Origin of the sequence: Glycomyces sp. NPDC049804 (genome assembly GCF_040674615.1) — a bacterium.
Taxonomy (GTDB): domain Bacteria; phylum Actinomycetota; class Actinomycetes; order Mycobacteriales; family Micromonosporaceae; genus Glycomyces; species Glycomyces niveus.
In genome coordinates this window covers 95,885-118,895 of sequence record NZ_JBFAMQ010000011.1, presented here as the reverse complement: position 1 = coordinate 118,895, position 23,011 = coordinate 95,885, and the positions used below count along the sequence as shown (strand labels likewise).

The following is a 23,011-nucleotide window of genomic DNA, read 5'->3' as shown; positions in this document are numbered from 1 at the left end:
GGCGTCAGCTCACGGAGGTGTCGACCGCGGGGTTCCCGGCCGGTTCGAGGCGCAGCACCTCGGCGGGTACGTCGCCGCCGATGAGCCGTTTGAGCAGGTCCACGAGGGGGTCGCCGGGGGTGTCGAAGCCGCCGTCGTCGCTGAGCTCGTCGACCTGGAACCACCGGAACTCGAGGTCCTGCTCGTAGGCGTCGCCGCCGGAGACGTGGGGCGTGAACCGCTGGACGCGCGTGAAGAACAGGTAGTTGTCCTGGGTGAAGACCACGCCGGACTTGGGGCGGCTGAAGGCGCGGCGCGCGACCGGCCCGACCAGGTCGCCGGCGGCGATGCGCAGGCCGGTCTCCTCGAACAGCTCGCGCAAGGCGGCGTCGGCGGGGGTCTCGCCGGGGTCGATGCCGCCGCCGGGGAGGAACCAGCGGGCGGGCCGCTCAGGGGTCGCGGACCGGCCGATGAACAGGACGGCGTCCTGTTCGTCGATCACGATGCACCGCGCGCCGTAGCGGTCGATCTGGGTGGGTTCGTTCGTCGCGCTCACCGGTCAAGTATGGGGGCACGCTCTGTAGCCGTCCACCCGCTATCGGCGTCCCATGTCCACGCGCCCCACGGGACCTGAACGGGCGCAACCGGAACCGCGCCGTCCAAGAGTCCCTTGAGCAGGGCCGCGACGCGGGCGGGGAAGATCAGGCCGTCCGCTTCGGCGACCTCGGCGGGTGTGAGCCACCGGGCGGCGGTGAACTCCTCCCGCTCGACCGCCTCGAGCCGGTCCCGCACCGGGTCGAAGTGCGCGACCCGCAGGAGGAAGAACGAGTCGCGGGAGTGAACGACCAGGTCGGGGCTGTCGGACCAGTCGCCCTCGGTCTCGGCCACGACCGGCCCGAGCGCGCCCGGGTCGATCCTGAGGCCCGTCTCCTCGAACACCTCGCGCGCCGCGCCCTCGGCGAGGGACTCGCCCGCGTCGAGCCCGCCGCCGGGCGTCACGTAGTACTCCACGCCCGGGCCCATGTAGTCGCGGCTGTAGAACAGCAGCAGCCGGTCCTCCTCGTCCACGAGGAGCACCCGCGCGCACCGCCGCCGCACCACTCTCGCTCCAGGACCATCCATGCCCCCGAGTATCCGGAACGCCGGACCGCCGCATCCACCCGTCGACGGGTGGACGCGACTCAGCCTCAGGCGACGGCGCGCGCGAGTGTTTCCCGGTCGGTGGCCGACAGCTGCTGCTGCAGCCGCCTGGCCCGCAGCGTCGCGTCGGTCACTTCGCAGATCCGGGCGATCTCCACATCGGCGGGCGACAGCGCGGCCAGTCCGTTCGCCACCAGCCACATCGACACCTCGGCCCACGAGTACAGGCTCACCCGGGGACGCGGCACCCGCGGCTCGGGGAACTCGCCCGGGCCGCGCCGACTGGTGACCCAGTGGTCGACGGCGCCGACGGTCCGGCCGGTGCGCTCGGCGATCTCCTTCAAGGAGACGTAGTCTTCGGTGACGCCGATGGGCTCCACCCCTGCCTTGCGACCCTGCCGGATCGCCGACACGACCGCCTGCAGCGCCGACTGCGCTTCGCGATTGAAGAGCGCTGATCCCTCCCCGCCGGTATCCGGATCAAGGGCGACCAGGGCGTCGTCCCAGCCGACCTCGTAAAGCGCGTCGATGATGTGCTCTCCGGGCGGCGCAGTGAAATGCAGCTCGAATGCGTAGACGGTCCTCGGCATGTATCAATAGAACTACATCCCGAAGCGGCAGCGCCGCAACGACACGCGGGGGATGCGGGCCTTCATTCGGAAGTCAGGTCGACCCAGGGAAGTCGGATCGGCGGTTCAGGCCGCTCGCCGTCGAGGAGCCGCTTGAGCAGGCCTGCCAGGCCTATCGGGAAGACAACCGCATCTGTCGCCTCCAGGTCCGCGAGCGACAGCCACGCGTGCCGGGCGATCTCGGCGCGCTCGCCCTCCTCGAGGCCACTGAAGTCGGGCTCAAAGTGATCGACGCGCAAGAAGTAGTAGTGCTCCTCCCCGTACCAGCGCACCTCCCCGTGCGCTCCCGGGCCTTCGCGGCGGCACACCACCGGGCCCAGCGATTCCGGCGCGGTCCGCAGGCCCGTCTCCTCGAAGACCTCCCGGGCCGCGGCCTCCGCGAGGGATTCGCCTTCCTCGGCGCGGCCGCCCACGGTGAAGTAGTAGTCGCCTCCCTGCACCGAGCTGTTGAAGAACAGCAGCACCTGGTCGTCCTCGTCTACAAGAAGGACGCGCGCCGACACCCGCCGCGCCTGAACTGGGGGATTCGCCATGCGCACCACTCTAAGACGGATGGCAAGCCGTTTCCGCCGACCGGACGGGAAGTGGCCCGCGGCGGGGTGTCGCCGCGGGCCGGGTTCCCCGGTTTCAGGGTTCAGGCGGCCACGGTCGCGGCCGGTTCAGCGGGCTTGCGGTCGGCGAGGAGCTGCTTGGCGAGCCGACCCGAGGCCTCCGCCAGGCCCATGATCATGAGGGCGTTGATCGCGTGGAAGCCGAAGATGATCTGCCCCGGCGTCGTCCCCGCGACGCTCACGAGCGCGATCAGCGACTGCAGCACGACCAGGCCGAAGACGCCCGCGGCCATGCCCACGAGCTTCCCGCCCGAGCGCGCCAGCGCCGCGAAGAGGATGCCGAGCAGGGCCACGACCGCGATGACGCGGCCGTTCATGATGTGCAGGGAGAACGCCTCGTCGGGGGAGCCGGAGCCGATCGCGCCGTACCCGGCGAGGAAGAACTGCAGGCCGATCAGGATGTGCAGGACGCCGATCCACACCCGGTAGAACTTAAGCATTGACGCTCCTCGTCTCGATCTCGTCCTGGAGGGCGTCGACGCCCGTCATGGTGCCGTAGGCGAGCAGGTGGACCACGCAGTGGTCCGAGTGCTTCTCGCCCCGCCACGTGTCCACATGCGCCTCGTTCACGGCGGCCGGCGCGAGCGCCGCCGCCACCGCGAGCCGCGCCCCGAGCGCCGGCCCGGGCTCGAGCCCGTCGCCGTCCACGAGCTCCGGCAGGCCGTCCCCGACCGCGCCTTCGCTCGCGCCGATCGTGCGGGCGACCGCTTCGGCCGCGTCACCCCCGAGCAGGCCCGGACCGGACGACGCGTACGCCCGCAGGTGCGCGTACGCGACCCCGACCGGTGAACCGGCCGCCCAGGCGGGCTCGCGCATCCGCAGGCCCCGCGCCCACCCGGGCCGCTCCTCGAGCAGCGCCAGGCTCGTGCCCGGCTCCAGATCCGCCGCGACGGCCGCGCGCAGCCCCCGCGACGCCACCGACCGGCCCAGGCGCGTCGCCGTCACCGGGTGCGGCGACTCGTTGTGCGCCAGCACCTGCACCAGCCGCGTGATGAACTCGAACACCAGCGCCGTCCCGATGAACCGCGGCGCGGCCTCGGCCGCGAACGGCCCCTCCGGGCCCGGCTCCAACGCCCACGCCGCGAGCGGCGCCCACTCCTGCGGCGGGTTCGACGCGCGCAGCCCCTCGGCCAGCGCCGACTCGCCCAGCGCATGCAGCAGCACCGTGTGCGCGTCCGTGCAGAACCGGCAGCCGTTGCGCACCGCGATCGAGGTCGCCACGACCTCCTTCGCCAGCCGCTCCTCGGGGCCGCCGACCATCAGCGACTCCCGCAGCAGCGACCACATGGACGCCAGCAGCTCCGGCGCGGGCGAAAGCATCTGGAACGGCGCGCCCACCGCGCCAAGCTCCCGCTTCGCCTGCTCGTACACCTCGGCCACCAGGCCGTCCGCCTGTCTGGCCTCGACCGGCGCCACATATCTGATCTCGGGCATGGGGTCCTCCTCGGTTCGCTTCGCGCCCACCGGGTTCCGGCGGCGCGCCATGCCTCCAGACTCCCCGCCGCAGCCCTGCCGCGCGTCGTCCCCGCGCCGACATTCAGGGCCGCGACGAGCGGCGCATCCGCGCCCCCGGCGTACACCCTGCGCCGTACAAGGCGGCTGCACTGCGGGCCGACGCCGAGGTGACGGCCCCGCCCTAGGATTGGGGCCATGTCAGTCCCCGCCGGAAACCGCCTCTCGGGAACGCGCCTCGACCTGGTCGTGGCCGCGGTCCTCCTCACCGACACGCTCACCTCGGGCGTCGCGAAAGCGGTCGGCGACGGCCTGGCCTGGTACGGCTGGCCGCTCCTCGCCGTCGGCCCCCTCGTGTTCCCGCTGTGGCGGCGCTACCCCCGCGCGGTCATGCTCGTCACCGTCGCCGCGCTCGTCGCCTCCGGACATCTCGGCGTCGGCCCCCTCGCCGCCGTCCCGGCGCTGGTCGCGATCGCCGTCGCCATGTACCGGGGCCACCGGCGGCTCACCGTCAGCCTCGTCCTGGTCGTCTCCGCGGTCACCATGCTCGGGAACTGGAGCTCCGCCGGGTTCCACTTCACCGGAGACGTCCTCGAGCAGTCCATGCTCGTCATCGGCTGGCTCCACGTCGCCCTCATCTCCGGCGAGTCCCGCCGCCAAAGGGACGCCTACATGGCCGAGGCCGAGCACACCCGCGAGGAGGCGGTCAAACGCAAGGCCGCCGACGAGCGCGTCCGCATCGCCCGCGAACTGCACGACTCCCTCACCCACTCCATCTCCGTCATCCGCGTCCAGGCCGGCGTCGCCCTCCACCTCGCCCGCAAACGCGGCGAGGAGCCGCCGCCCGCGCTCGTCGCCGTCGAGGAGGCCGCGAAGGACGCCACCCGCGAACTGCGCGAGACCCTCACCATGCTCCGCGACGACGAAGGCCACCGCCTCTCCCGCGTCAAGCCCCTCGCCGACCGCTACCGGGGGCTCGGCTTCGCCATCGACGTCGAATGCGAAGTCGACGAGACCGCCGTCCTCGACGAGGAGATCGACCACGCCGCCTACCGGATCGTCCAAGAGGCCCTGACGAACGCCGTCCGCCACTCCGCGGGCGACCGCGTCCGGGTGCGCGTGCGCCGCGGCGAGGACGCCCTCGTCGTCGAAGTCGCCGACAACGGCCGCGCCCGCACCGTCACGCCCGGCCGCGGCCTCACCGGCATGCGCGAACGCGTCGACGCCCTCGGCGGCACCCTCGACATCGGCCCCGGCGACCACGGCTTCACCATCACCGCGACGCTCCCGTTCCCCGAACCCGCCGTACCGAGCGGTACCGTCCCCGCCCAAGCCGCCCCCGCCCTCGACACCAGGAGCACGCGATGATCCGGGTCCTCCTCGCCGACGACCAGCCCCTCATGCGCGGCGGCTTCCGCGCCCTCATCGACGCCGAAGACGACATGACCGTCGTCGCCGAAGCCGCCGACGGCCCCACCGCGGCCCGCCTCGCCGGCGAATACCGGCCCGACGTCGCCCTCCTCGACGTCGAGATGCCCGGCGGCGACGGCATCAGCGCCGTCCGCGCCATCGCCGCCGACGAACGACTCGCCGACCTCCGCGTCGTCATGCTCACCAACTACTCATTCGACGCCTACGTCTTCGACGCCCTCCGCGCCGGCGCCGCCGGCTACCTCGTCAAGGACACCGAACCCGAAGAGCTCCTCCGCTGCGTCCGCGCCGCCGCCGCCGGCGAGACCCTCCTCTCCCCGCAGATCGCCGCGAAACTCGTCGCCGAATACGTCGCCCACCCGCCCTCGCGCCTCGCCGGCCAGGTCGAAGGCCTCACCTCCCGCGAGACCGAGATCGTCGCCCTCGTCGCCCGCGGCCTCACCAACGGCGAGATCGCCGAACGCCTCTTCATCAGCCCCGCCACCGCCAAGACCCACGTCCACCGCGCCATGATGAAACTCGCCGTCCGCGACCGCGCCGGCCTCGTCGTCTTCGCCTACGAATCGGGCCTCGTGCAGCCCAAAGGAACCGCGTAGCTACTCGGCGGCGCTCGGCTCCCCCGCCTCGCCCGCCGCGGTCCCCGCCGTGTCCGACTCCGGGTCCTCCACCGCGTTGAACTCCGCACCGAACAGCAAGGCCGCGTTCGTGATCCACAGCCACACCAGGAACACGATCACCCCGCCCAGCGCGCCGTACGTCTTGTCGTAGCTCCCGAAGTTCGCCGCGTACAGCCCGAACAGCGCCGACGCCGCGATCCACAGCACCACCGCGAGCGCCGCGCCCGGCGCGCGCTGGCGGAACCGGGAGCGTTTGGCGGGGGCGAGCCAGTACAGCAGGGCCACGATCACGATGACCAGGACGAGCACGAGGGGCCATTTCACCCAGCCCCACACGGTGACCGCGCCGCCGCCCGCGTTCACGGCCTCGCCGATCGCGCGGGCGACCGACCCGCCGGTGGCGGCGACGAGTCCGCACACTGCGGTCAGCGTGCCGACGACGATGGTGAGCACGATGCGGACGATGAGGACGGTCCACCATTTGCGGGTCTCGCCGGTCCCGTTGACCGCGTTGAGGGCCCGCGAGAACGCGGCGACGTAGTTCGAGGCGGCCCACAGGGCCGCGAGGAGGCCGAAGATCGCGAGGAGGCCCGCGGCGGAGGGGTTCATCTGGAGGCGCGCGACGGCGTCTTCGATGATGTCGAGGCTCGCGCCGGGGGCGAGGGAGGCGATGCCGTCGAGGAGCGCGGCGGTGGCGTCCTCGTCGAGCATGCCGATGACGCTGGCGCCCACGAGGATCGCGGGGAACAGGGACATGACGGAGTAGTAGGTGAGGGCCGCGGCCGTATCGCCGCGGCTGCCGCCTCCGTACCGTTTGGCGGCGTTCCAGAGTCGGGCGAACATGGTTTCACCGTGCCAGGCTCCGCGCCGGGGCGGGCCGGTTCGGGAGAAACCGGCACTAGGAGTCGAACCGGTCGGAGTCCCGGGAGGGGGCGCGGGTGGCGAGCGCCCACACCGCGAAGACGTCCATCGCGATCACCACAGAGGTCCACAATGGGTATTGCGGCGCGAGGAGGACCTGGTTGACCGCGCAGGCCCCGGCGATCACGAGCGCGGGTACCGGGTGCGTGCCCCAGTGCGCGAGGCGGCGCGCCATGCCGAGCTGGCCGAGCCCGATCACGAAGGCCGCGAAGCCGATCGCGAGGTTGACCCAGCCCCAGCCGGTGTTGTCGCCCCGGTACCAGTAGCCGCCGCCGGTGAAGACGAACGCGTCGCCGCCCGCGATCGCGAACCCGATGCCGATCTGCCACGCGCCCATGGCCAGGAGGAGGACGCCCGCGAGCGCGGACCCGCCCGCGCTGCGGCGTGGCAGCCAGTCCTCTCGAGTCATGCGGTCCCCCGGGGCGCCGGTCGGCGCCGGAAGCGCCGCTTGCGCACACAGCTTAGGCGACGGGGCGCGCCGGGCGCGGCTTCCACGCTCACGGCCCGGCTAGTCGGTTGTGCGGTCTTCCAAGCGGCGCAGCCAGTTCCCGAGGAGGGCGCTGCCGTCCTCGGTGAGGATCGACTCGGGGTGGAACTGCACGCCCTCGACGTCGAGGGCGCGGTGCCGCAGGCCCATGACGGTGCCGTCGTCGCTGGTCGCGGTCACTACGAGAGGGTCGCGGACGGTCGCGGGCTCGACGGCGAGGGAGTGGTAGCGGGTGGCGGTGAACGGGTTCGCGAGCCCGACGAAGACGCCTTCGCCGTCGTGGCGGATCGGCGAGGTCTCGCCGTGCCGCAGCTCGGCCGCGCGCGTCACCTCCGCGCCCCAGTGCTCGGCGATCACCTGGTGCCCCAGGCACACGCCGAGGACGGGCACCTCGCCGGCGAACCGGTCGAGCAGGTCGTGGCCGAGCCGGGCCTCGTCGGGCCGCCCGGGCCCGGGGGAGAGGAGCACGCCGACCGGGCGCAGCGCGACGGCTTCGTCGACATCGGTCCGGTCGGAGCGGCGCACCTCCACGCGGGCGCCGAGCGCCCGCAGGTAGGAGACGATGGTGTGGACGAACGAGTCGCGGAAGTCGACGACCAGCACGCTACCCATCGGTATGTTCCATCATCGCCCCCACCAGTGCGTTCGTAGTGTCTACTCCCCGTCCGGGGACTCCGCGGTCTGCCAGTCCTCGGGGTCGAAGCCGGTGCCCTGGCAGTTCACGCCGGGCACGCACGTCTCGTCCTCTTCGGGAGCGCCGCTCTCGCCGCCGCCCTCTTCGTTGACGACGCCCGAGTCCACGTTGCTCCACGGCATCATCGGCCGCACCGCCGGGAACACCACGTACCACAGCAGCGCGACGACGCCGACGCTCAAGGCGACCGAGCCGATCAGTTTACCCGCCAGGCCCCCGGGGAGCTTGCGCCAGATCCACGAGTACACGTCTAGGCCTCCGCGTCGATCGCCGCGTCGGGCAGGTCGCCCGCGGGGTCGCGCTTGATCGTGTCCACCAGCTGGCTGTAGACGACGTAGCGCTCGTAATTGTCCCACCTGGGGTGGCAGGTGAACAGGGTCAGCCAGTAGTCCCCGTCGCCGGGCTCGACGCCGGGCTCGCGGGGGACGGGGGCGGTGATGTCGATCTGGGTCTCGTTGACGACCTCGTGCTCCTGCACCTCGTAGATGTAGAAGTTCTCCTTGGTCTCGATGACGACCTTGTCGCCGGGCTCGAGGGAGCGGATCTCGGAGAAGATGGCGGGCACGTTGTGGCCGGCGAGGGTGAAGTTGCCCTGCTCGCCGGGGTAGGCGCCGTCGAGGAAGCGGCCGGGCGCGTACTCGATGTCGGCCGGCTCGGTGCCCTCGACGAGGGTCCACGACTCGGCCCGGATGTCGGGCGCCCACATGCGCGCGAACGCGTCGCCGAGTTCGGGGACGGGGGCGCCGTCGACGCCCTCCTCCTCCACCGTGCCGTCCCAGATCGTGTCGAGGTCGCCCGAGAGGGTCTCCTGCTCGTTGTTGATCTGCTCGGAGACGCCGAAGACCTCGTACCCGGCGTAGAGGAGGACGATCGCGCCGAGGGTGATGAGGGTTTCGCCGAGGCCCCGCACGGTGGTGCGCAGGCCGCCGTCGTTGCGGTGGCGCTTGACCGACCGCTTCTTGCGGGCCTCCGAGTCGGCGCCGGGCGGCGCGGGCGTCTCGGCGGCGGGGATGACCGGGAGGATCGCGGTCCCGTCCGGTTCGGGCACGAGGGACTTCTTGGCGAGCCCGGGCGGGCGGAGCGCGGTGGTCCGGTCGGGGTCGGCGGCGGCCGGGGCGGGGGCTGGGTTCGGCACGGGGACGCTGGCGCGGCCCGGGGCGGGCGAGGGGCGCCCCACCGGGCCCGGCGAGGGCCGCCGGGGCGGCGGAGGCTCGTTCGCGAAGGGGGACCAGTCCTGATCGCTCACCTGGAACTTCGCCTCCATAGTGCCGGTGTTCTCTTCGTAGGGGGATCTCGTAACCATAACGCGCGAGGCAATCCTAGGGTTGTTCCGCGAACCCGAATATCAACCGAACGGGCAGGGGTGCGCGGGCCCGGTGGGATCGCTCCGGGGGCGGGCGCGACCGCGTCCACCAGGGACGCTTCGGCAGCTCACCTTCGCGGGTGTGAGCTACGCGATGCCGCGCGGACGGCGCGTCACCGGCGGACGGTACCCTGGACGCCGGACATGTCCCTCAGTTGGAGAGTCGTCGATGCCGAAGTCACGTGTGCGCAAGAAGAAGGTCTACTCGAGCTCCGCCGCGAGTACGAGTTCGACCTCGGGCGAGAGCTACGAGCCGAGCCCGATGTGGGTGCCGATCACCGCCGTCGCCCTCATCGTGATCGGCATCGGCTGGCTGACCCTGTTCTACCTCTCGGGCATGGAGTTCCCCGTCGCCGCCTGGGGTTACTGGAACCTCGCGGTCGGCTTCTCCTGCATGGTCGCGGCCCTCCTCGTCCTCTCGAAGTGGCGCTGACCCCGGCGCACGCGAAGACCCCTCGCGACTTGTTCTAAACGAAAGTGTCGGACCCCTGGCGTACTGTTGTGCCAGGGGTCCCTTAAGGGTGGATATATCAGGATATTTCCTGATCCGTCCGAATTCGAGGCCTCACAGGAGCTCGAAGACCGTCGCGTTGGCCATGCCGCCGCCCTCGCACATCACCTGCAGCCCGCGCTGGGAACCGGTGTCGCGCATGTAATGCAGCATCGTCGCGGCCAGCCGCGCCCCCGAGGCCCCCAGCGGGTGCCCGAGTGCGATCGCGCCGCCGCGCGGGTTCAGCCGCTCCTCGTCCGCGCCGGTCTCGGCCAGCCACGCGAGCGGGATCGCGGCGAACGCCTCGTTCACCTCGAACACGTCGATCTCGTCCAGGTCCAGCCCCGCCCGCGCGAGGATCCGCGCCGTCGCCGGGATCGGCCCGTCCAGCATGAGCACCGGATCCGAGCCGACCGCGCACGCCGCCGCGATGCGCGCCAGCGGCCGCACCCCGAGCCGCCGCGCGTGCTCGTCCGTCGTGACGACCAGCGCCGCCGCCCCGTCCGAGATCTGCGACGACGACCCCGCCGTCACCGAGCCCTCCGCCGTGAACGCCGGCTTCAGCCCGGCCAGCTTCGCCATGCTCGTGTCCCGCCGGATGCCCTCGTCCGCCGAGACGCCCGCGATGGGCGCGATCTCGGCGGCGAACGCGCCGCCGTCGCTCGCGGCCGCGGCCTTCTCGTGGCTGGCGAGCGCGAACGCGTCCATCGCCTCCCGCGAGACCCCGTACCGTTCGGCCACCAGCTCGGCGGCCAGGCCCTGGTTGAACAGCACCGGCGCCGTCGCGTCCACATGCGCCGCATAGCGTTCGCGCACGACCGGCCCGTACGGCTCGCCCGCGTCGGCGCCCACGCTCGAGCCCATCGGGACGCGGCTCATCGACTCGACCCCGCCCGCCACGACCACGTCGGCGTGCCCGGCCAGCACCGCGGCCGCCGCGAACGACACCGCCTGCTGGCTCGAACCGCACTGGCGGTCCACTGTGGTTCCGGGGATGCGGTCGGGCCAGCCCGCCGCGAGCACGGCGTTGCGGGCGACGTTCCAGGACTGCTCGCCGACCTGCGAGACGCAGCCGAGCACCACGTCGTCGACGGCGTCCGGCCCGAGGCCGGAGCGTTCGAGCGCCGCGTTCATCGCGTGCGCGGCGAGGTCCACGGCGTGGACGCCCGCGAGCACGCCGCCGCGCCGGCCCAGCGGCGTGCGGGCGGCGGCGAGGATGACGGCCTCAGTCATTGCGGTACACCGGCGCGATCACGGCCCGCGCGATCGCGTTGAACGTGAGATGGAAGGCCCCGACCGCCATGGAGGCGCTCGCGTCGACCACGACGGGCGCGCGCAGGGCGTGCACCGCGAACAGGTAGCGGTGCTCGGGGTCCCCCGGCGGCGGCGCGGCGCCCGCGTACCCGATGGTCCCGGAGTCGTTGCGCAGCTGCACCGTCCCGGCGGGCGGCGCGGCCGCGGCACCGGTGGGCAGCTCGGTCACGGACGCGTCGAGGCCGAGGAGCATCCAGTGCCACCAGCCCGAGCCGGTCGGCGCGTCGGGGTCGAAGCAGGTCACGGCGAACCCGGCAGTTGCTTCGGGGAAGCCCGACCAGGCCAGGTGCGGGGAGACGTCCTGGCCCGCGACCTGCGCGTCGTCGAGCGTCGACTTGTCGGCGATGTCGTCCGAGACGACCGAGAACGACGGGAGCGGGGGCAGGAAATCGTAGGGCCATGGGGCCCTGGTGCGGTCGAGCGACGTCATCGTTCTCCTCAACTTCTCGGCCCGCATCGCCGGCCGCCGCCCGGTTCGGACGGAACGGCAGTCTTCGCTTGCGGGGCCGCGTATGCAACGGAACCGTCAAGTGCCTCGCGGGGTGCCGGAACCCCGCAACTGCACCGTATCGCGGTCCGGCCGCCCGCGCGACCGGGCCGCGCGGCCCGGCTGCGAACCGGCACCCGCGATCCGACCGCAGCGCGAGGCCGCCCGGCTGGCCGACACACGCCGCTTCGCTCCCCCTCGGCGCCCCTGCGACCCCTCGCATCCGTCCGCCGGGACCGCAGCGTCCGCATCGTGGACACCGGTTCGGCGGGCGCTGCCGCCGCGTGCGCCGGTGTGCCCGAACCTGTCCCGCGGTGCCGCCCGGTGAGCGCGCCGTGGCCCGCCCATATGCCGCTCGACGTCCGCCCTGCGGGCCATTTACGCTGGTGTCATGCCGAACACCGACGTCATCTCTTTCTCCCGGGGCGCCCCGTCGCTCGACATCGTCGACACCGAGGGGCTCAAGGCCGCCGCCGTGGCCGCGCTCGAAGCCGATCCGGCCGGGGTCACCGGCTACGGCACCTCAGTGGGGTACGGCCCGCTGCGCGAGTGGATCGCCGCCAAGCACGGCGTCAAGGCCGAGAACGTGCTGGTCACGAACGGTTCCATGCAGGCCGACGCGTTCCTGTTCGACGAGCTCGTCAAGCCCGACTCGCCGGTGATCGTCGAGCGCCCGACCTACGACCGCACTCTCCTGGGTCTGCGCAACCGCCGCGGCGAACTGCACCCGGTGCGCCTCCAGGCCGACGGCCTCGACGTCGACGAGCTCGAGGGGATCCTCAAGGGCGGCGTCCGCCCGACCCTCGCGCACATCATCCCGAACTTCCAGAACCCGGCGGGCGTGACGCTCTCCGGCGAGAAGCGCACGCGGCTGCTGCAGCTCGCGAACGAGTACGAGTTCACGATCTTCGAGGACGACCCGTACTACGACATCCGCTTCCGCGGCGAGCAGTTCCCGACCATGCTCGAGCAGACTGATCTTTCGAACGGCGCGACCGGCCGCGTCGTGTACGCGTGCTCGTTCTCCAAGACCGTCTGCCCGGGTCTGCGCACCGGCTACCTGGTCGGCCCGGCCGACATCATCGCGAAGATCGCGGCCGCCGCCACCAACACCTACATCGCGCCGAACATGTTCGCGCAGGCCACGATCTACCAGTTCGCGGCCTCGGGGGCGCTCGACCGCTCCATCGCGACGGTGAAGGCCGCCCTCGAGGAGCGCGTCGACCAGCTCTCCGCCTCGCTGCGGGCGCACCTGCCGAACGCCGAGTTCATCGTCCCCGACGGCGGCTACTTCCTGTGGGTCGACCTCGGCGAGGGCGTCGACTGCGCGAAGGTCGCGGCCGCCGCGAACGACGAGGGCGTCCAGGTCGTCAAGGGCACCGATTTCGTGCTCGAAGGCGGCGAGAGCTGCCTGCGCCTGGCGTACTCGGCGGTCAAGGCCGACCGGATCGACGAAGGCGTGCGCCGCCTCGCGAGGGCCGTCGAGGCCTCGAAGGGCCGCTAGCCCCACCCTCCGTGGTCGACTCGGAACGTTACGTCGACAATGGATGGCGGTTATGCGCCATGGCGTATAACCGCCACCGCGGTGCCCTTCCCAGAACGGAAACGGGGAGCGAAGATCGGTGCGTGACCGCGGTTCGCCGCGGTGCGGACGTTATCCCGCCCCCATTGACGCCGGATCGGTGGACTCGCCCACTCCCCCCGAGGCGAGGCACCGGTCCGGCGTTGTCTTCACACGCTCGCGGGGACCCGCGTCGCCGCGGATCCCCGATGCTCGTGCCCCCGCGGCTGTGCCCTTTCAAGACATGCCCCGCGTCGCACTCAGGCTCCGGCCGGTGCCGTCGCCGGCCGGACACCCCCGATATCCATTTCTCCGCGGCGCAGCCGTTGCGGCCTCGCCCCGATGCCGCGCCTCTTGAGCGCGGCCGTCAGCGGGTGACGCTGTCGACGAGCTCTTCGGTGAGAGCCCGGTCGTTGTTGTTGCGGAGCTCCGTGTCGTCCAGGAGCTCGTCCGCGAGCAGCGCCTCCCCGATCGTCTCGGTCCGCTGCCGGTACCACAGGTACGCGGCGGCGCCCCCGAGCGCGAGTCCCGCGCCGATCGCCCCTACGACCCACGGCCACTTCCGGGCCGGCGGCTTGCGGAGCCCGACCTTCGTCAGGACGACGTTGACCTTCGGAGCGGCCGCCTCCTTCGTCCCCTTGGCCGCAACGATGCTCGCCTTCTTCAGCGAGGTCACACCCTGCGTGAAATGGTCCACGGCCTCCTTGCGGGGAGTCGTGGCGTGTCGGCTGAAGCCCATAGTGAATGCCTCCTCTAGGTGCCTGTTGGTCTCATCGTGCCCCGGCGTGTGACACCCGTCGAGGGAAACGGGGGAGAAAGTTGGACGAACCTCGGCGGTCTGGCACCATAGACGCCATGACGAAGGCGACGCTGAAGACCAACAACGGCGACATCACGATCGAACTGCTCGACAACCACGCGCCCAAGACCGTGGCGAACTTCGTGGGTCTGGCCGAGGGCACCAAGGAGTACAAGGACCCGAGCACCGGGCAGCCCGGCTCCGGCCCGTACTACGACGGTGTCATCTTCCACCGCATCATCGACGGGTTCATGATCCAGGGCGGCGACCCGACCGGCACCGGCCGCGGCGGACCCGGCTACCAGTTCGCCGACGAGTTCCACCCCGACCTGCACTTCGGCGAGCCCTACCTGCTCGCCATGGCGAACGCGGGACCGGGCACCAACGGCTCGCAGTTCTTCATCACGCTGGGCCCGACCCCGCACCTGAACTTCCGCCACACCATCTTCGGCAAGGTCGTCGACGAGGCCTCCAAGGCCGTCGTGGACCGCATCGGCAAGGTCGCGACCGGCCCGATGGACCGCCCGGTCGAGGACGTGGTCATCAACTCCGTCGTCATCGAGAAGTAACGACTGCTCGATGAGCGACGAGCAGTCGGCCCCCACCTGCTATCGCCACCGGAACCGCCAGACGTACCTGCGCTGCGTCCGCTGCGACAAGCCGATCTGCGCCGACTGCCGCATCGACGCTCCCGTCGGGTTCCAATGCCCTGACTGCGTGGCCGCCGGCCGCCGGACGATGCGCAAGACGCGCTCCTCGTTCGGCGGCGGCGCCCGCGCGGGCGCCGCGGGCACCGTGACCAAGGTCCTCATCGGACTCAACGTCGCGGTGTTCCTGCTCGCGGTCATCTCGGCCGGCAGCCTCACGGCGGCTACGACCTCCGGCTCGACCCCCCTGCACTGGCTCGGCGCCCAGATCGGCTACCTGCCCGGCTACCAGAGCGGTGCGCTGCTGCCGGGGAACATCGGGTTCGTCACCGACACCGCCGCCACGGTCGACATCTTCGGCCGCGCCGTGTCGATGCCGTTCGTCGCCGACGGCGGCTACTACCGCATGGTCACCGCCATGTTCATGCACTTCGGCGTCTTCCACCTGCTGTTCAACATGGTGGTGCTGTGGATGCTCGGGCGGGTCCTCGAACGCGACCTCGGACCCGCGCGGTTCCTCACGGCCTACATGCTCTCGGGCCTGGCCGGCTCGGTCGCGGTCTACATGTTCGCGTTCGACACCTCGACCGCCGGCGCCTCCGGCGCCGTGTACGGGCTCTTCGGTCTGCTGATCATGGTCAACCGCAAGCTCCGCCGCGACAACCAAGGCATCTACGTGCTCCTGGGCCTCAACCTGGTCCTGACGCTCGTCATGGGCTTCAGCTTCGCGGGCCACGTCGGCGGCCTGGTCGGCGGCTTCATCTGCGGCGCGATCCTGACCTTCACACCGCGCGAGCGGCGCTACCTGCACTGGGTCGGTTTCGCGGTACTCCTGGCGGCACTGGCCGCGGCTACGTTCTTCCAGACCGGCGTGCTGGACAACCAATACGACATCGTCTGACCCTGAGCCCTGAGCCCTGAGCCCTGAGCCCTGAGCCCTGAGCCCTGAGCCCTGAGCCCTGAGCCCTGAGCCCTGACGCCTGACCCTCTGAGCCCTGACGCTTGACCCCTGACGCCTGACCCTCTGAGTCCCTTAGCTCCACGGGCCGCCGCTTCGCGGAGGTCCGGCTCTCATGCCGTTTGAACCCTGAACCCTGAACCCTGAACCCGGGGCCAGGGGGCTACGGGCCGCAGCTTCGCGGCCGTCCGCTGACCCGGCTTTCCGGCTTTCCGTCCCCTGGGGCCCCTCCCCCCGCCCCCCGCCCCTCCCCGCCCTGTTGTTGATGGTGTGCTCGGTGGTTTGGGCCGTCGCTGGTGGGCGACTGGCCGGCGGTCGTCTTCGACCGCCCGGGTGGCTCCCTGGCCGACCGACTGCGTCATGGGCGCGTTCGGGCCGGGGCGGGTGCCGCCGGTGGTGGTGGGTGGTGTCGGGTGCTCGGCCCGTGTGCTGTCGGCGTTATTTGAGGTCGGCGGCCCAGGTTCGGGCCTGGTCGAGGTCTTCCGGTGTGTCGCAGTCGAACCATGGGGGCGGACTCGCGTGCTCCCAGGTGATGGTCTTGACTTCGATGCCGTCGAACAAGAGCCTCGCCGGGGAACCCGGCTCGACCTTGGCCGCGTTGGCGCGGACCAGGTCGGTGGGCCACATGCCGCAGAGCCATTGCCGCCGCCCCGCGTTGTCGCAGTACAGCGCCCCGCTCTCCGGGCCGGTCCCGCTCGCGTGCTGGAGCAGCATGCCCAGCGCGTCAGCGCTCAGGAAAGGCAGGTCGCCGCCGAGGATCGCCACCCGGTCGCAGTCGTCCGGCACTGCTGCCAGACCGGCCTGCACCGCCCGGGCCGGGCCCGTGCCCGGCGGATCCTCCAGGACCTGGAGCACCCCCTGCGGGAGGGGAGCCGCATCGGAGGGCCGCGTGCCCACCACGATGCGGGACACCGCGCCTTCGGCGGCCGCGAGCATCCGTTCCAGGATCGTCGAGCCGCCGACGACCAGTTCGCTCTTAGCGCACCCGGCGAACCGCCGGGCCTTGCCGCCGATGAGGATGATCGCGGCGAAGCCGCCCTGGTGCTCAACCATGCCCTCAGCGTAGCGATCACTCCGCGCCCGCGGGGTGCCGCGGCGCGGTCGCCCCGGCCGGGTTTCCTCCGGATGCCGTTTGACATCGCGTTCTCCTTTCTCGCTGCTGGTTTCGTTCTCCCTCTTGGGGTTTTCGGGGAATCAGTCGCTGACCTCGGCTTCCTCTCGGTCGCCGCAGCCGACGCGCGACAGTGCGCCCGGTGGAATGCCGGCTTGCAGCGCGGCCATGAGCATCTGCGCGAGCCGATAGTGCGGACTCGCCTTCAACGCGAGTTCGAACGCCTCCAAGGCGAGCACACCGTTCCCGAAGCGGTAGGCGGCGAAGCCCGCCACCGTCGCGGCCGGGGCGAGGAGGTCGTCCTCCAGGTGCCTGGCGACCCAGATCCACAGGTCGATTCGGTTGGCCTCGTAGTGGCCCGAGTTGATGCGCCGCAGCGCGTAGTCGCGGATGTCCAGGTCGCCGAGGGCCAGGCCCACGTCGGCGATGGCTTCCGGGCCGGGGAGGGTCTTCTGGTCCATCCAGTGGTCGATCGCCTGGAGGTCGAGGTCGCGCTGTGCGCCCCAGTCGATTTCGGCGTCCGAGGTGAGCGCCGCCAGGACCGCCCGGGACACCGCCGCGCGCCGGCCCGGCGGGGCCGGGGCGAGTTGGGCCGCGATCGCGCTCCGGTCGGCTTCGGCGTAGCCGCCCGCGACCGCCACCTCGCAAGAGGCCGGGGAGGTCTCGGGGATCGGCAGGCCCTCGGCCGGGCAGCAGGGCTTGCGGCAGGTGAGACTGAACCAGCGGCCCTCCGAGACGCGCAGCAGGTCGAGCGGTTCGATCCCGGCGGCGTGGTACCTGAGCGACAGCCGCTCGGCGACCGCCTGCGCGAGTTCCGCCTCGCCGTAGACGACGACCACGCAGCCGTCGCATTCGTTGAGGCTCAACTGCTGTGTGAGGTCCACCAGGTGCTCGAGGTGGTCGGCCGAGCCGGGCAGGTCGACCCGGAAGGTGCATTGCAGCTCGCCGTCGATCAGACCCACCACGACGAGGCTGTGGTCGGGGTGGAATCCCAGGAGCAGCGGGATCGTGGTCAGTAGATCTGTGGGGCCGTTGAGCCGGATTCTCGCTTGTGTCGTGTGCATGTATCAACTGTCCGTGACATGCCCACTGCTGGCAAGAATTGATTTTTGCCCTGTGGATAACCGAATCAGACGAAAGTCTCCCTGTGGATTGTTTGAGGCCCGTTGTCCGGCGTGGTATATGGAGAGAGCCCGGGCCGGCGCTGCCGCTGGCCCGGGCTCTCAATCTCGGGATGCTTCAGGCTTCCAGGCGTTTCAGTCCCGCCTCCTCCGCGATGGCGAACACGGCCACCAGCGCCGCCCCGCCGAGCATCAAGGCGTAGCCCGCCAAGGTCAGCTCGACCAGGCCGGTGAACGGCAGCGCCGCCATGGCCGCCGCGGCCAGGACGTTGTTCGCCACGACCCCGATCACCTGGCCGCGCACCAGGTCCGGGTACCCGGCGATCAGGCCCAGCGCCACCGCGCAGCCCAGCAGGTAGACGCCGAAAGGAACGGCCCAGGCCGGTTCCAGTCCGAGGAACCGTTCGGCGAGCGGCGCGCCCGCTGCCAGGAGGAGGCCGAAGCCGGCGCAGGCGAAGGCGTCCAGGCGGAGGATGCCGCGGAGCCGAGTCTGGGCGCTTGCGGTGGCGGTCGTGGCGGTCATGGGGGGTTCCTCCCGATCGTTCGTGCGGGGCTCGGCCGCCCCGCTTGCCGCCAATCCTGGACCGGGCGGGTCGGGTCGGCAATGACCTCCGAGGTCATGGCTTCCGGCCGTGCTCGTGGTTATCGTTGCGCCCGTGACCACCTCTTCCACCGCGGAACTCACCGCTTTCGGCGCGCTGCTGCGGCAGTGGCGCGGGCGCCGCCGCGTCAGCCAGTTCGACTTGTCCGTCCATACGGGAGTGTCGGCGCGGCACCTCTCGCGCATCGAGACCGGCCGGGCCGAGCCCAGTCGCCAGATGGTGCTGCGCCTGGCCGAGGCGCTGGACGTGCCGATGCGGGACCACAACGCGCTGCTGGTCGCCGCCGGGTACGCGCCGGCCTGGGCCGAGACCGACTACTGGGACGAGCGGCTGGCCGCGGCCCGGCAGGCGGTCGGGATGATCCTCGAGCACCACGATCCGCTCCCGGCGGTCGTCGTCGACCGGTACGGGAACCTCCTCGACTTCAACGGGGGCGCGGGCGTCCTGATGGAGGAGGTCGACCCCGACCTCCTGCGCGGCCGCGTGAACCTGGCCCGGGTGGCGCTCCATCCGCGCGGGCTCGCGCCGCGGCTGCGGAACTTCGCCGAGGTCCGGCAGTACTTCCTCGACCGACTGCGCGCGCAGGAGGCGATCGACGGCGACCCGGCGATCGCCGACCTCATCGAGGAGGTCCGCCACCGCGAGCCGGTCGCCGAGGACGACGACGGGTGGGACGGGGCGGCCCCGAGCCCGTTCGCGCTGCCGCTGCGCGTGAGGTCGGCGAGGGGCGAGCTGTCGATGTTCACGACGATCGCGACCTTCGGCGCGCCCCGCGACATCACCGTCTCCGAACTCGCCGTGGAGCTGTTCTTCCCCCTTGACGAAGCCACCGCGGAGGCCTTCAAGACGGCCGCCCGAGAGGGGTGAGGCGGAGGGCATGGCGGGTGCGGAGTCGGCGCGGCCGCGCGGCGCGGGGCGATAGGGTGGAGGGTCTGAACCGGGTCGCCCGCGGGGGCGCGAGCCGAAGTTCGTCGAGGCTGAAACCACAGGTCAGAGCGGGAGCGAAGCGTGTCGAACCAGTACGTCCACCTGCATGTGCACACCGAGTACTCGATGCTCGACGGGGCTGCGAAACTCAAACCCCTGTTCGCAGAGGCGGAGCGGCTGGGACAGCCCGCGATCGCGATGACCGACCACGGGAACATGTACGGCGGGTACGCCTTCTATCAGCAGGCGAAGAAGACCGGCGTGAAGCCGATCCTCGGCATCGAGGCGTACCTCGCCCCGCACGACCGCTTCCACAAGAAGCCCGTCTGGTGGGGCGAGCCCTCCCAGCGCGGCGACGACCTCTCCGGCGCCGGCTCGTACACGCACATGACGATGGTCGCCAAGAACTCCGCGGGCGTGCGCAACCTCTTCCGCATGTCCAGCCTCGCGTCCTTCGAGGGCTACTACTACAAGCCGCGCATGGACCGCGAGATGATCGCGCAGCACAGCGAGGGCATCGTCGCCACGACCGGCTGCCCCTCCGGCGAGGTGCAGACCCGCATGCGCCTGGGCCAGATGGACGAGGCCTACCAGGCCGCCTCCGACTACCGCGACATCTTCGGGGCCGAGAACTACTTCCTCGAGATCATGGACCACGGCAACGACATCGAGCAGCGCGTCAAGAACGAGCTGTACGAGCTGGGCAAGAAGATGGGCATCCCGCCCCTGGTCACGAACGACTCCCACTTCGTGACCGAGGCCCAGAAGGACACGCACGCCGCGCTCCTGTGCGTCCAGTCGGGCACCACACTGGACGACCCGAAGCGGTTCAAGTTCGACGGCCAGGGCTACTTCCTGCGCTCGGCCGAGCAGATGTACGGGGTCCGCCCGGACGAGATGTGGCAGGAGGGCTGCGCGAACACGCTGCTCGTCGCCGAGATGGTCGAGTCGTACGACGAGATCTTCGCCGTCCAGGACCGCATGCCCGTCATCGACGTCCCGGAGGGCCACGACCAGGGCTCCTGGCTGCGCCACCTCGTGCTCGACGGCCTCAAGGACCGCTTCCCGGGCCAGGAGGTCCCCGCCGACTACCTCGCGCGCGCCGACCTCGAGCTCAACGTCATCATCAACGCCGGGTACCCCTCGTACTTCCTCGTCGTCGCCGACCTCATCTCCCACGCCCGCTCGATCGGCATCTACGTCGGCCCCGGCCGCGGCTCGGCTGCCGGCTCGCTCGTCGCGTACGCCATGAAGATCACGAACATCGACCCGATCGAGCACGGCCTCCTGTTCGAGCGGTTCCTCAACCCCGAGCGCGTCTCGATGCCCGACATCGACATCGACTTCGACGACCGCCGCCGCGGCGAGATGATCACCTACGCGACCGAGAAGTACGGCAAGGAGTTCGTCGCCCAGGTCATCACCTTCGGCACGATCAAGACCAAGGCCGCGATCAAGGACGCCGCCCGCGTCCACCACGGCCAGCCCGGCTTCTCCATCGCCGAGCGCATCACCAAGGCCCTCCCGCCGCCCGTCGCCGCCACCGACATCCCGCTCTCGGGCATCCTCGACCCCGACCACCCGCGGTACAAGGAGGCCGGCGAGGTCCGGGCGCTCATCGAGAACGACAACGAGGTCCGCCAGATCTTCGACACCGCGCTCGGCCTCGAGGGCCTGATCCGCAACGCCGGCGTGCACGCCTGCGCGGTCATCCTCTCCTCGCAGCCGCTCATCGACTGCATCCCCATGTGGGCGCGGCCGGACGGATCGATCATCACCGGCTGGGACTACCCGTCCTGCGAAGACATCGGCCTGCTGAAGATGGACTTCCTGGGCCTGCGGAACCTCACCGTCATCGGCGACGCCATCGAGGCGATCAAGCTCAACCGGGGCGTCGAGATCGACCTCGACACCCTCCCCACCGACGATCCGAAGGCGTACGAGCTGCTCGCGCGCGGCGACAGCCTCGGCGTGTTCCAGCTCGACGGCGGCGCCATGCGCGAGCTCCTCAAGCGCATGCAGCCCACCGAGTTCAACGACATCATCGCCGTGAACGCCCTCTACCGGCCCGGCCCGATGGCCGCGAACTCGCACAACAACTACGCCGACCGCAAGAACAAGCGCCAAGAGGTCATCCCGCTCCACCCCGAGCTCGGCGAGGCCCTCGAGGACATCCTCTCGGAGACGTACGGCCTCATCGTCTACCAGGAGCAGATCATGCGCATCGCCCAGAAGCTCGCGGGCTTCACCATGGGCCAGGCCGACATGCTCCGCAAGGCCATGGGCAAGAAGAAAGTGGACGTCCTGGAGAAGATGTACGCCGACTACGAGGCCGGCATGCTCGGCAACGGCTACTCCAAGGACTCGATCAAGACCCTGTGGGACATCATGCTGCCCTTCGCCGGGTACGCGTTCAACAAGTCGCACGCCGCCGGGTACGCCCTCGTCGGGTACTGGACCGCCTACCTCAAGGCCAACTACCCCGCCGAGTACATGTCCGCGCTGCTCACCTCCGTGGGCGACTCGAAGGACAAGGCCGCGATCTACCTCTCCGAATGCCGCCGCATGGGCATCACCGTCATGCCCCCGGACGTCAACGAGTCGCGCCACATGTTCCACCCGGTCGGCAAGGACATCCGCTACGGCATGGGCGCGGTCCGCAACGTCGGCGCGAACGTCGTCACCGGCATCATCGAAGCCCGCGAGGAGAAGGGCCCGTACGCCGACTTCAAGGACTTCCTGCAGAAGGTCCCCGCCCCGGTCTGCAACAAGCGCACCGTCGAATCGCTCATCAAAGCCGGCGCGTTCGACTCGCTCGGGCACGCCCGCCGCGGCCTCGCCGAGGTCCACGAGAAGGCCATCGACGCGATGGTCTCCATCAAGAAAGAAGAGGCCCGCGGCCAGTTCGACCTGTTCGGCGGCATGATGGAGGATACGACCGAGACCCTCGGCGTCGACCTCACCATCGCCGACGACGAATGGGACCGCCGCGACAAGCTCGCCTTCGAACGCGAGATGCTCGGCCTCTACGTCTCCGACCACCCGCTCAACGGCTTCGAGCGGCTCCTCTCCTCCAACGCCGACCGCCCCATCGCGGCCCTGCACGGCGAGGAGATCGCGGACGGCGCGAACGTCCGCGTCGCCGGCATCCTCCAGAACGTCGCCAAGCGCGTCACCAAGCAGGGCAAGCTGTGGGCGTCGGCGACCCTGGAGGACCTGGCCGGCTCGATCGAGGTCCGGTTCTTCCCCAACACCTATGAGCTGGTGTCGGACTCGCTCGCGGACGACCTCGTGTGCTGCGTCAAGGGCAAGCTCGACCGCCGCGACGGCACCGCCCAGCTCATCGCCCAGGACCTCGCCGTCCTCGACACCTCGACCGGCCCGGAGGCGAACTCCGCGCCGATCACGCTGGCGCTCAGGGCGGCCGCGGTCAACCAGGACCTCATCGAGAAGCTCTCCGACACGTTCAAGACCCACCGCGGCGAAGCCCAGGTGCGCGTCCAGCTCGCCAACGGCCCCAAGACGACCCTGCTCGCCCTCGGCGACCAGTGGCGGGTCCGGCCCTCGGTCGAACTCTCGGCCGACCTCAAAGCGATCCTCGGCGTCGGCGCCCTCGTCGGCTGACCGCGACGACGACAGGCCCGGCCGCAAAGCGGCCGGGCCTGCGCGT

25 protein-coding genes are annotated in these 23,011 nt (G+C 71.0%); 8 read left to right on the top strand and 17 right to left on the bottom strand.

Annotated features, from left to right (window positions below):
- Window positions 1-4: 4 nt before the first annotated feature.
- From AB0K52_RS18070 to AB0K52_RS18045, 6 genes are all read right to left on the bottom strand, one after another.
- Window positions 5-535, bottom strand: a complete 531-nt coding sequence (locus AB0K52_RS18070) for an NUDIX domain-containing protein (protein WP_363533323.1) — start codon at window positions 533-535, stop codon at window positions 5-7.
- Window positions 532-1,101 (bottom strand): NUDIX domain-containing protein, encoded by a 570-nt coding sequence (locus AB0K52_RS18065; RefSeq protein ID WP_363533320.1) that lies wholly within the window; start codon window positions 1,099-1,101, stop codon window positions 532-534. Before AB0K52_RS18065 ends, AB0K52_RS18070 begins: the two co-directional genes overlap by 4 nt.
- Before the next feature lie 65 nt (window positions 1,102-1,166).
- Entirely contained in the window at window positions 1,167-1,709 is a 543-nt protein-coding gene (locus AB0K52_RS18060; protein WP_363533317.1) for a hypothetical protein, read from the bottom strand.
- Between the two features lie 62 nt (window positions 1,710-1,771).
- Window positions 1,772-2,281 (bottom strand): NUDIX domain-containing protein, encoded by a 510-nt coding sequence (locus AB0K52_RS18055; RefSeq protein ID WP_363533314.1) that lies wholly within the window; start codon window positions 2,279-2,281, stop codon window positions 1,772-1,774.
- A gap of 101 nt (window positions 2,282-2,382) precedes the next feature.
- Window positions 2,383-2,799 (bottom strand): DUF6220 domain-containing protein, encoded by a 417-nt coding sequence (locus tag AB0K52_RS18050; RefSeq protein ID WP_363533311.1) that lies wholly within the window; start codon window positions 2,797-2,799, stop codon window positions 2,383-2,385.
- Complete coding sequence (locus AB0K52_RS18045; protein WP_363533308.1) at window positions 2,792-3,793, bottom strand: DNA-binding protein; 1,002 nt, start codon at window positions 3,791-3,793, stop codon at window positions 2,792-2,794. Before AB0K52_RS18045 ends, AB0K52_RS18050 begins: the two co-directional genes overlap by 8 nt.
- Window positions 3,794-4,009: 216 nt before the next feature.
- On the opposite strand from AB0K52_RS18045, the gene AB0K52_RS18040 reads away from it, so the two are divergent.
- Window positions 4,010-5,179: a sensor histidine kinase gene (locus AB0K52_RS18040; RefSeq protein ID WP_363533305.1), complete on the top strand. Its 1,170-nt coding sequence runs from the start codon at window positions 4,010-4,012 to the stop codon at window positions 5,177-5,179.
- Window positions 5,176-5,838, top strand: a complete 663-nt coding sequence (locus tag AB0K52_RS18035; RefSeq protein ID WP_363533303.1) for a response regulator transcription factor — start codon at window positions 5,176-5,178, stop codon at window positions 5,836-5,838. The genes AB0K52_RS18040 and AB0K52_RS18035 overlap by 4 nt, the downstream gene beginning before the upstream one ends.
- Here AB0K52_RS18035 and AB0K52_RS18030 read toward each other — a convergent pair whose 3' ends face one another.
- The 5 genes from AB0K52_RS18030 to AB0K52_RS18010 all read right to left on the bottom strand — a co-directional run bounded on the left by AB0K52_RS18030 (window position 5,839) and on the right by AB0K52_RS18010 (window position 9,264).
- Window positions 5,839-6,702 carry a YihY/virulence factor BrkB family protein gene (locus AB0K52_RS18030; RefSeq protein WP_363533300.1) on the bottom strand — a complete coding sequence of 288 codons (864 nt, stop codon included), beginning with the start codon at window positions 6,700-6,702 and terminating at the stop codon, window positions 5,839-5,841.
- Between the two features lie 55 nt (window positions 6,703-6,757).
- The gene (locus AB0K52_RS18025) at window positions 6,758-7,189 is read right to left on the bottom strand and encodes a hypothetical protein (RefSeq protein WP_363533297.1); all 432 of its coding nucleotides are present in this window, start codon (window positions 7,187-7,189) and stop codon (window positions 6,758-6,760) included.
- Between the two features lie 99 nt (window positions 7,190-7,288).
- The gene (locus AB0K52_RS18020) at window positions 7,289-7,879 is read right to left on the bottom strand and encodes an aminodeoxychorismate/anthranilate synthase component II (protein WP_363533294.1); all 591 of its coding nucleotides are present in this window, start codon (window positions 7,877-7,879) and stop codon (window positions 7,289-7,291) included.
- 42 nt (window positions 7,880-7,921) lie between these two features.
- A complete protein-coding gene (locus AB0K52_RS18015) occupies window positions 7,922-8,209 on the bottom strand; it encodes a hypothetical protein (protein WP_363533291.1) in 288 nt (95 codons plus the stop codon).
- A 2-nt stretch (window positions 8,210-8,211) separates the two neighbouring features.
- Entirely contained in the window at window positions 8,212-9,264 is a 1,053-nt protein-coding gene (locus tag AB0K52_RS18010; protein WP_363533288.1) for a class E sortase, read from the bottom strand.
- Window positions 9,265-9,493: 229 nt separating this feature from the next.
- On the opposite strand from AB0K52_RS18010, the gene AB0K52_RS18005 reads away from it, so the two are divergent.
- Entirely contained in the window at window positions 9,494-9,757 is a 264-nt protein-coding gene (locus tag AB0K52_RS18005) for a cell division protein CrgA (RefSeq protein WP_363533285.1), read from the top strand.
- Between the two features lie 132 nt (window positions 9,758-9,889).
- Here AB0K52_RS18005 and AB0K52_RS18000 read toward each other — a convergent pair whose 3' ends face one another.
- Together AB0K52_RS18000 and AB0K52_RS17995 are read right to left on the bottom strand one after the other, a co-directional pair.
- The gene (locus AB0K52_RS18000; protein ID WP_363533283.1) at window positions 9,890-11,047 is read right to left on the bottom strand and encodes a thiolase family protein; all 1,158 of its coding nucleotides are present in this window, start codon (window positions 11,045-11,047) and stop codon (window positions 9,890-9,892) included.
- Window positions 11,040-11,558: a YbhB/YbcL family Raf kinase inhibitor-like protein gene (locus tag AB0K52_RS17995; RefSeq protein WP_363533280.1), complete on the bottom strand. Its 519-nt coding sequence runs from the start codon at window positions 11,556-11,558 to the stop codon at window positions 11,040-11,042. The genes AB0K52_RS18000 and AB0K52_RS17995 overlap by 8 nt, the downstream gene beginning before the upstream one ends.
- 433 nt (window positions 11,559-11,991) lie before the next feature.
- On the opposite strand from AB0K52_RS17995, the gene AB0K52_RS17990 reads away from it, so the two are divergent.
- The gene (locus AB0K52_RS17990; RefSeq protein ID WP_363533472.1) at window positions 11,992-13,119 is read left to right on the top strand and encodes a PLP-dependent aminotransferase family protein; all 1,128 of its coding nucleotides are present in this window, start codon (window positions 11,992-11,994) and stop codon (window positions 13,117-13,119) included.
- A gap of 424 nt (window positions 13,120-13,543) precedes the next feature.
- Here the strand turns inward: AB0K52_RS17990 and AB0K52_RS17985 are convergent, their stop codons facing one another.
- Window positions 13,544-13,915, bottom strand: coding sequence for a hypothetical protein (locus AB0K52_RS17985; protein WP_363533277.1), 372 nt, complete (start codon window positions 13,913-13,915; stop codon window positions 13,544-13,546).
- Window positions 13,916-14,031: 116 nt separating this feature from the next.
- On the opposite strand from AB0K52_RS17985, the gene AB0K52_RS17980 reads away from it, so the two are divergent.
- Both AB0K52_RS17980 and AB0K52_RS17975 read left to right on the top strand, forming a co-directional pair.
- Window positions 14,032-14,544, top strand: coding sequence for a peptidylprolyl isomerase (locus AB0K52_RS17980; protein ID WP_208497228.1), 513 nt, complete (start codon window positions 14,032-14,034; stop codon window positions 14,542-14,544).
- Between the two features lie 10 nt (window positions 14,545-14,554).
- Window positions 14,555-15,523, top strand: coding sequence for a rhomboid family intramembrane serine protease (locus tag AB0K52_RS17975; protein WP_363533274.1), 969 nt, complete (start codon window positions 14,555-14,557; stop codon window positions 15,521-15,523).
- 495 nt (window positions 15,524-16,018) lie between these two features.
- Here AB0K52_RS17975 and AB0K52_RS17970 read toward each other — a convergent pair whose 3' ends face one another.
- The 3 genes from AB0K52_RS17970 to AB0K52_RS17960 all read right to left on the bottom strand — a co-directional run bounded on the left by AB0K52_RS17970 (window position 16,019) and on the right by AB0K52_RS17960 (window position 18,335).
- Complete coding sequence (locus AB0K52_RS17970) at window positions 16,019-16,633, bottom strand: molybdenum cofactor guanylyltransferase (RefSeq protein ID WP_363533271.1); 615 nt, start codon at window positions 16,631-16,633, stop codon at window positions 16,019-16,021.
- Window positions 16,634-16,774: 141 nt separating this feature from the next.
- Window positions 16,775-17,755 carry a DUF4192 domain-containing protein gene (locus AB0K52_RS17965; RefSeq protein WP_363533268.1) on the bottom strand — a complete coding sequence of 327 codons (981 nt, stop codon included), beginning with the start codon at window positions 17,753-17,755 and terminating at the stop codon, window positions 16,775-16,777.
- Between the two features lie 175 nt (window positions 17,756-17,930).
- Window positions 17,931-18,335, bottom strand: a complete 405-nt coding sequence (locus tag AB0K52_RS17960) for a hypothetical protein (protein WP_363533265.1) — start codon at window positions 18,333-18,335, stop codon at window positions 17,931-17,933.
- Window positions 18,336-18,468: 133 nt separating this feature from the next.
- Here AB0K52_RS17960 and AB0K52_RS17955 point away from each other — a divergent pair, with 133 nt between their 5' ends.
- Together AB0K52_RS17955 and dnaE are read left to right on the top strand one after the other, a co-directional pair.
- Window positions 18,469-19,281: a helix-turn-helix transcriptional regulator gene (locus AB0K52_RS17955; RefSeq protein ID WP_363533262.1), complete on the top strand. Its 813-nt coding sequence runs from the start codon at window positions 18,469-18,471 to the stop codon at window positions 19,279-19,281.
- A gap of 141 nt (window positions 19,282-19,422) precedes the next feature.
- On the top strand, window positions 19,423-22,965 hold the full coding sequence (gene dnaE / locus AB0K52_RS17950; RefSeq protein WP_363533259.1) for a DNA polymerase III subunit alpha: 3,543 nt from the start codon (window positions 19,423-19,425) through the stop codon (window positions 22,963-22,965).
- The last annotated feature ends 46 nt before the right edge of the window (window positions 22,966-23,011 follow it).

Bases quoted from the DNA above. Each gene is read 5' to 3' on its own strand.
- AB0K52_RS18005 (WP_363533285.1), top strand. From the start codon at position 9,494: ATGCCGAAGTCACGTGTGCGCAAGAAGAAGGTCTACTCGAGCTCCGCC.
- AB0K52_RS18040 (WP_363533305.1), top strand. From the start codon at position 4,010: ATGTCAGTCCCCGCCGGAAACCGCCTCTCGGGAACGCGCCTCGACCTG.
- AB0K52_RS18010 (WP_363533288.1), bottom strand. From the start codon at position 9,264: ATGGTTACGAGATCCCCCTACGAAGAGAACACCGGCACTATGGAGGCG.
- AB0K52_RS18020 (WP_363533294.1), bottom strand. From the start codon at position 7,879: ATGGGTAGCGTGCTGGTCGTCGACTTCCGCGACTCGTTCGTCCACACC.
- AB0K52_RS17960 (WP_363533265.1), bottom strand. From the start codon at position 18,335: ATGACCGCCACGACCGCCACCGCAAGCGCCCAGACTCGGCTCCGCGGC.
- AB0K52_RS17970 (WP_363533271.1), bottom strand. From the start codon at position 16,633: ATGGTTGAGCACCAGGGCGGCTTCGCCGCGATCATCCTCATCGGCGGC.
- AB0K52_RS18055 (WP_363533314.1), bottom strand. From the start codon at position 2,281: ATGGCGAATCCCCCAGTTCAGGCGCGGCGGGTGTCGGCGCGCGTCCTT.
- AB0K52_RS17995 (WP_363533280.1), bottom strand. From the start codon at position 11,558: ATGACGTCGCTCGACCGCACCAGGGCCCCATGGCCCTACGATTTCCTG.
- AB0K52_RS17985 (WP_363533277.1), bottom strand. From the start codon at position 13,915: ATGGGCTTCAGCCGACACGCCACGACTCCCCGCAAGGAGGCCGTGGAC.
- AB0K52_RS18000 (WP_363533283.1), bottom strand. From the start codon at position 11,047: ATGACTGAGGCCGTCATCCTCGCCGCCGCCCGCACGCCGCTGGGCCGG.
- AB0K52_RS18035 (WP_363533303.1), top strand. From the start codon at position 5,176: ATGATCCGGGTCCTCCTCGCCGACGACCAGCCCCTCATGCGCGGCGGC.
- AB0K52_RS18060 (WP_363533317.1), bottom strand. From the start codon at position 1,709: ATGCCGAGGACCGTCTACGCATTCGAGCTGCATTTCACTGCGCCGCCC.
- AB0K52_RS18025 (WP_363533297.1), bottom strand. From the start codon at position 7,189: ATGACTCGAGAGGACTGGCTGCCACGCCGCAGCGCGGGCGGGTCCGCG.
- AB0K52_RS18030 (WP_363533300.1), bottom strand. From the start codon at position 6,702: ATGTTCGCCCGACTCTGGAACGCCGCCAAACGGTACGGAGGCGGCAGC.
- AB0K52_RS18050 (WP_363533311.1), bottom strand. From the start codon at position 2,799: ATGCTTAAGTTCTACCGGGTGTGGATCGGCGTCCTGCACATCCTGATC.
- AB0K52_RS18065 (WP_363533320.1), bottom strand. From the start codon at position 1,101: ATGGATGGTCCTGGAGCGAGAGTGGTGCGGCGGCGGTGCGCGCGGGTG.
- AB0K52_RS17965 (WP_363533268.1), bottom strand. From the start codon at position 17,755: ATGCACACGACACAAGCGAGAATCCGGCTCAACGGCCCCACAGATCTA.
- AB0K52_RS17980 (WP_208497228.1), top strand. From the start codon at position 14,032: ATGACGAAGGCGACGCTGAAGACCAACAACGGCGACATCACGATCGAA.
- AB0K52_RS18045 (WP_363533308.1), bottom strand. From the start codon at position 3,793: ATGCCCGAGATCAGATATGTGGCGCCGGTCGAGGCCAGACAGGCGGAC.
- AB0K52_RS17975 (WP_363533274.1), top strand. From the start codon at position 14,555: ATGAGCGACGAGCAGTCGGCCCCCACCTGCTATCGCCACCGGAACCGC.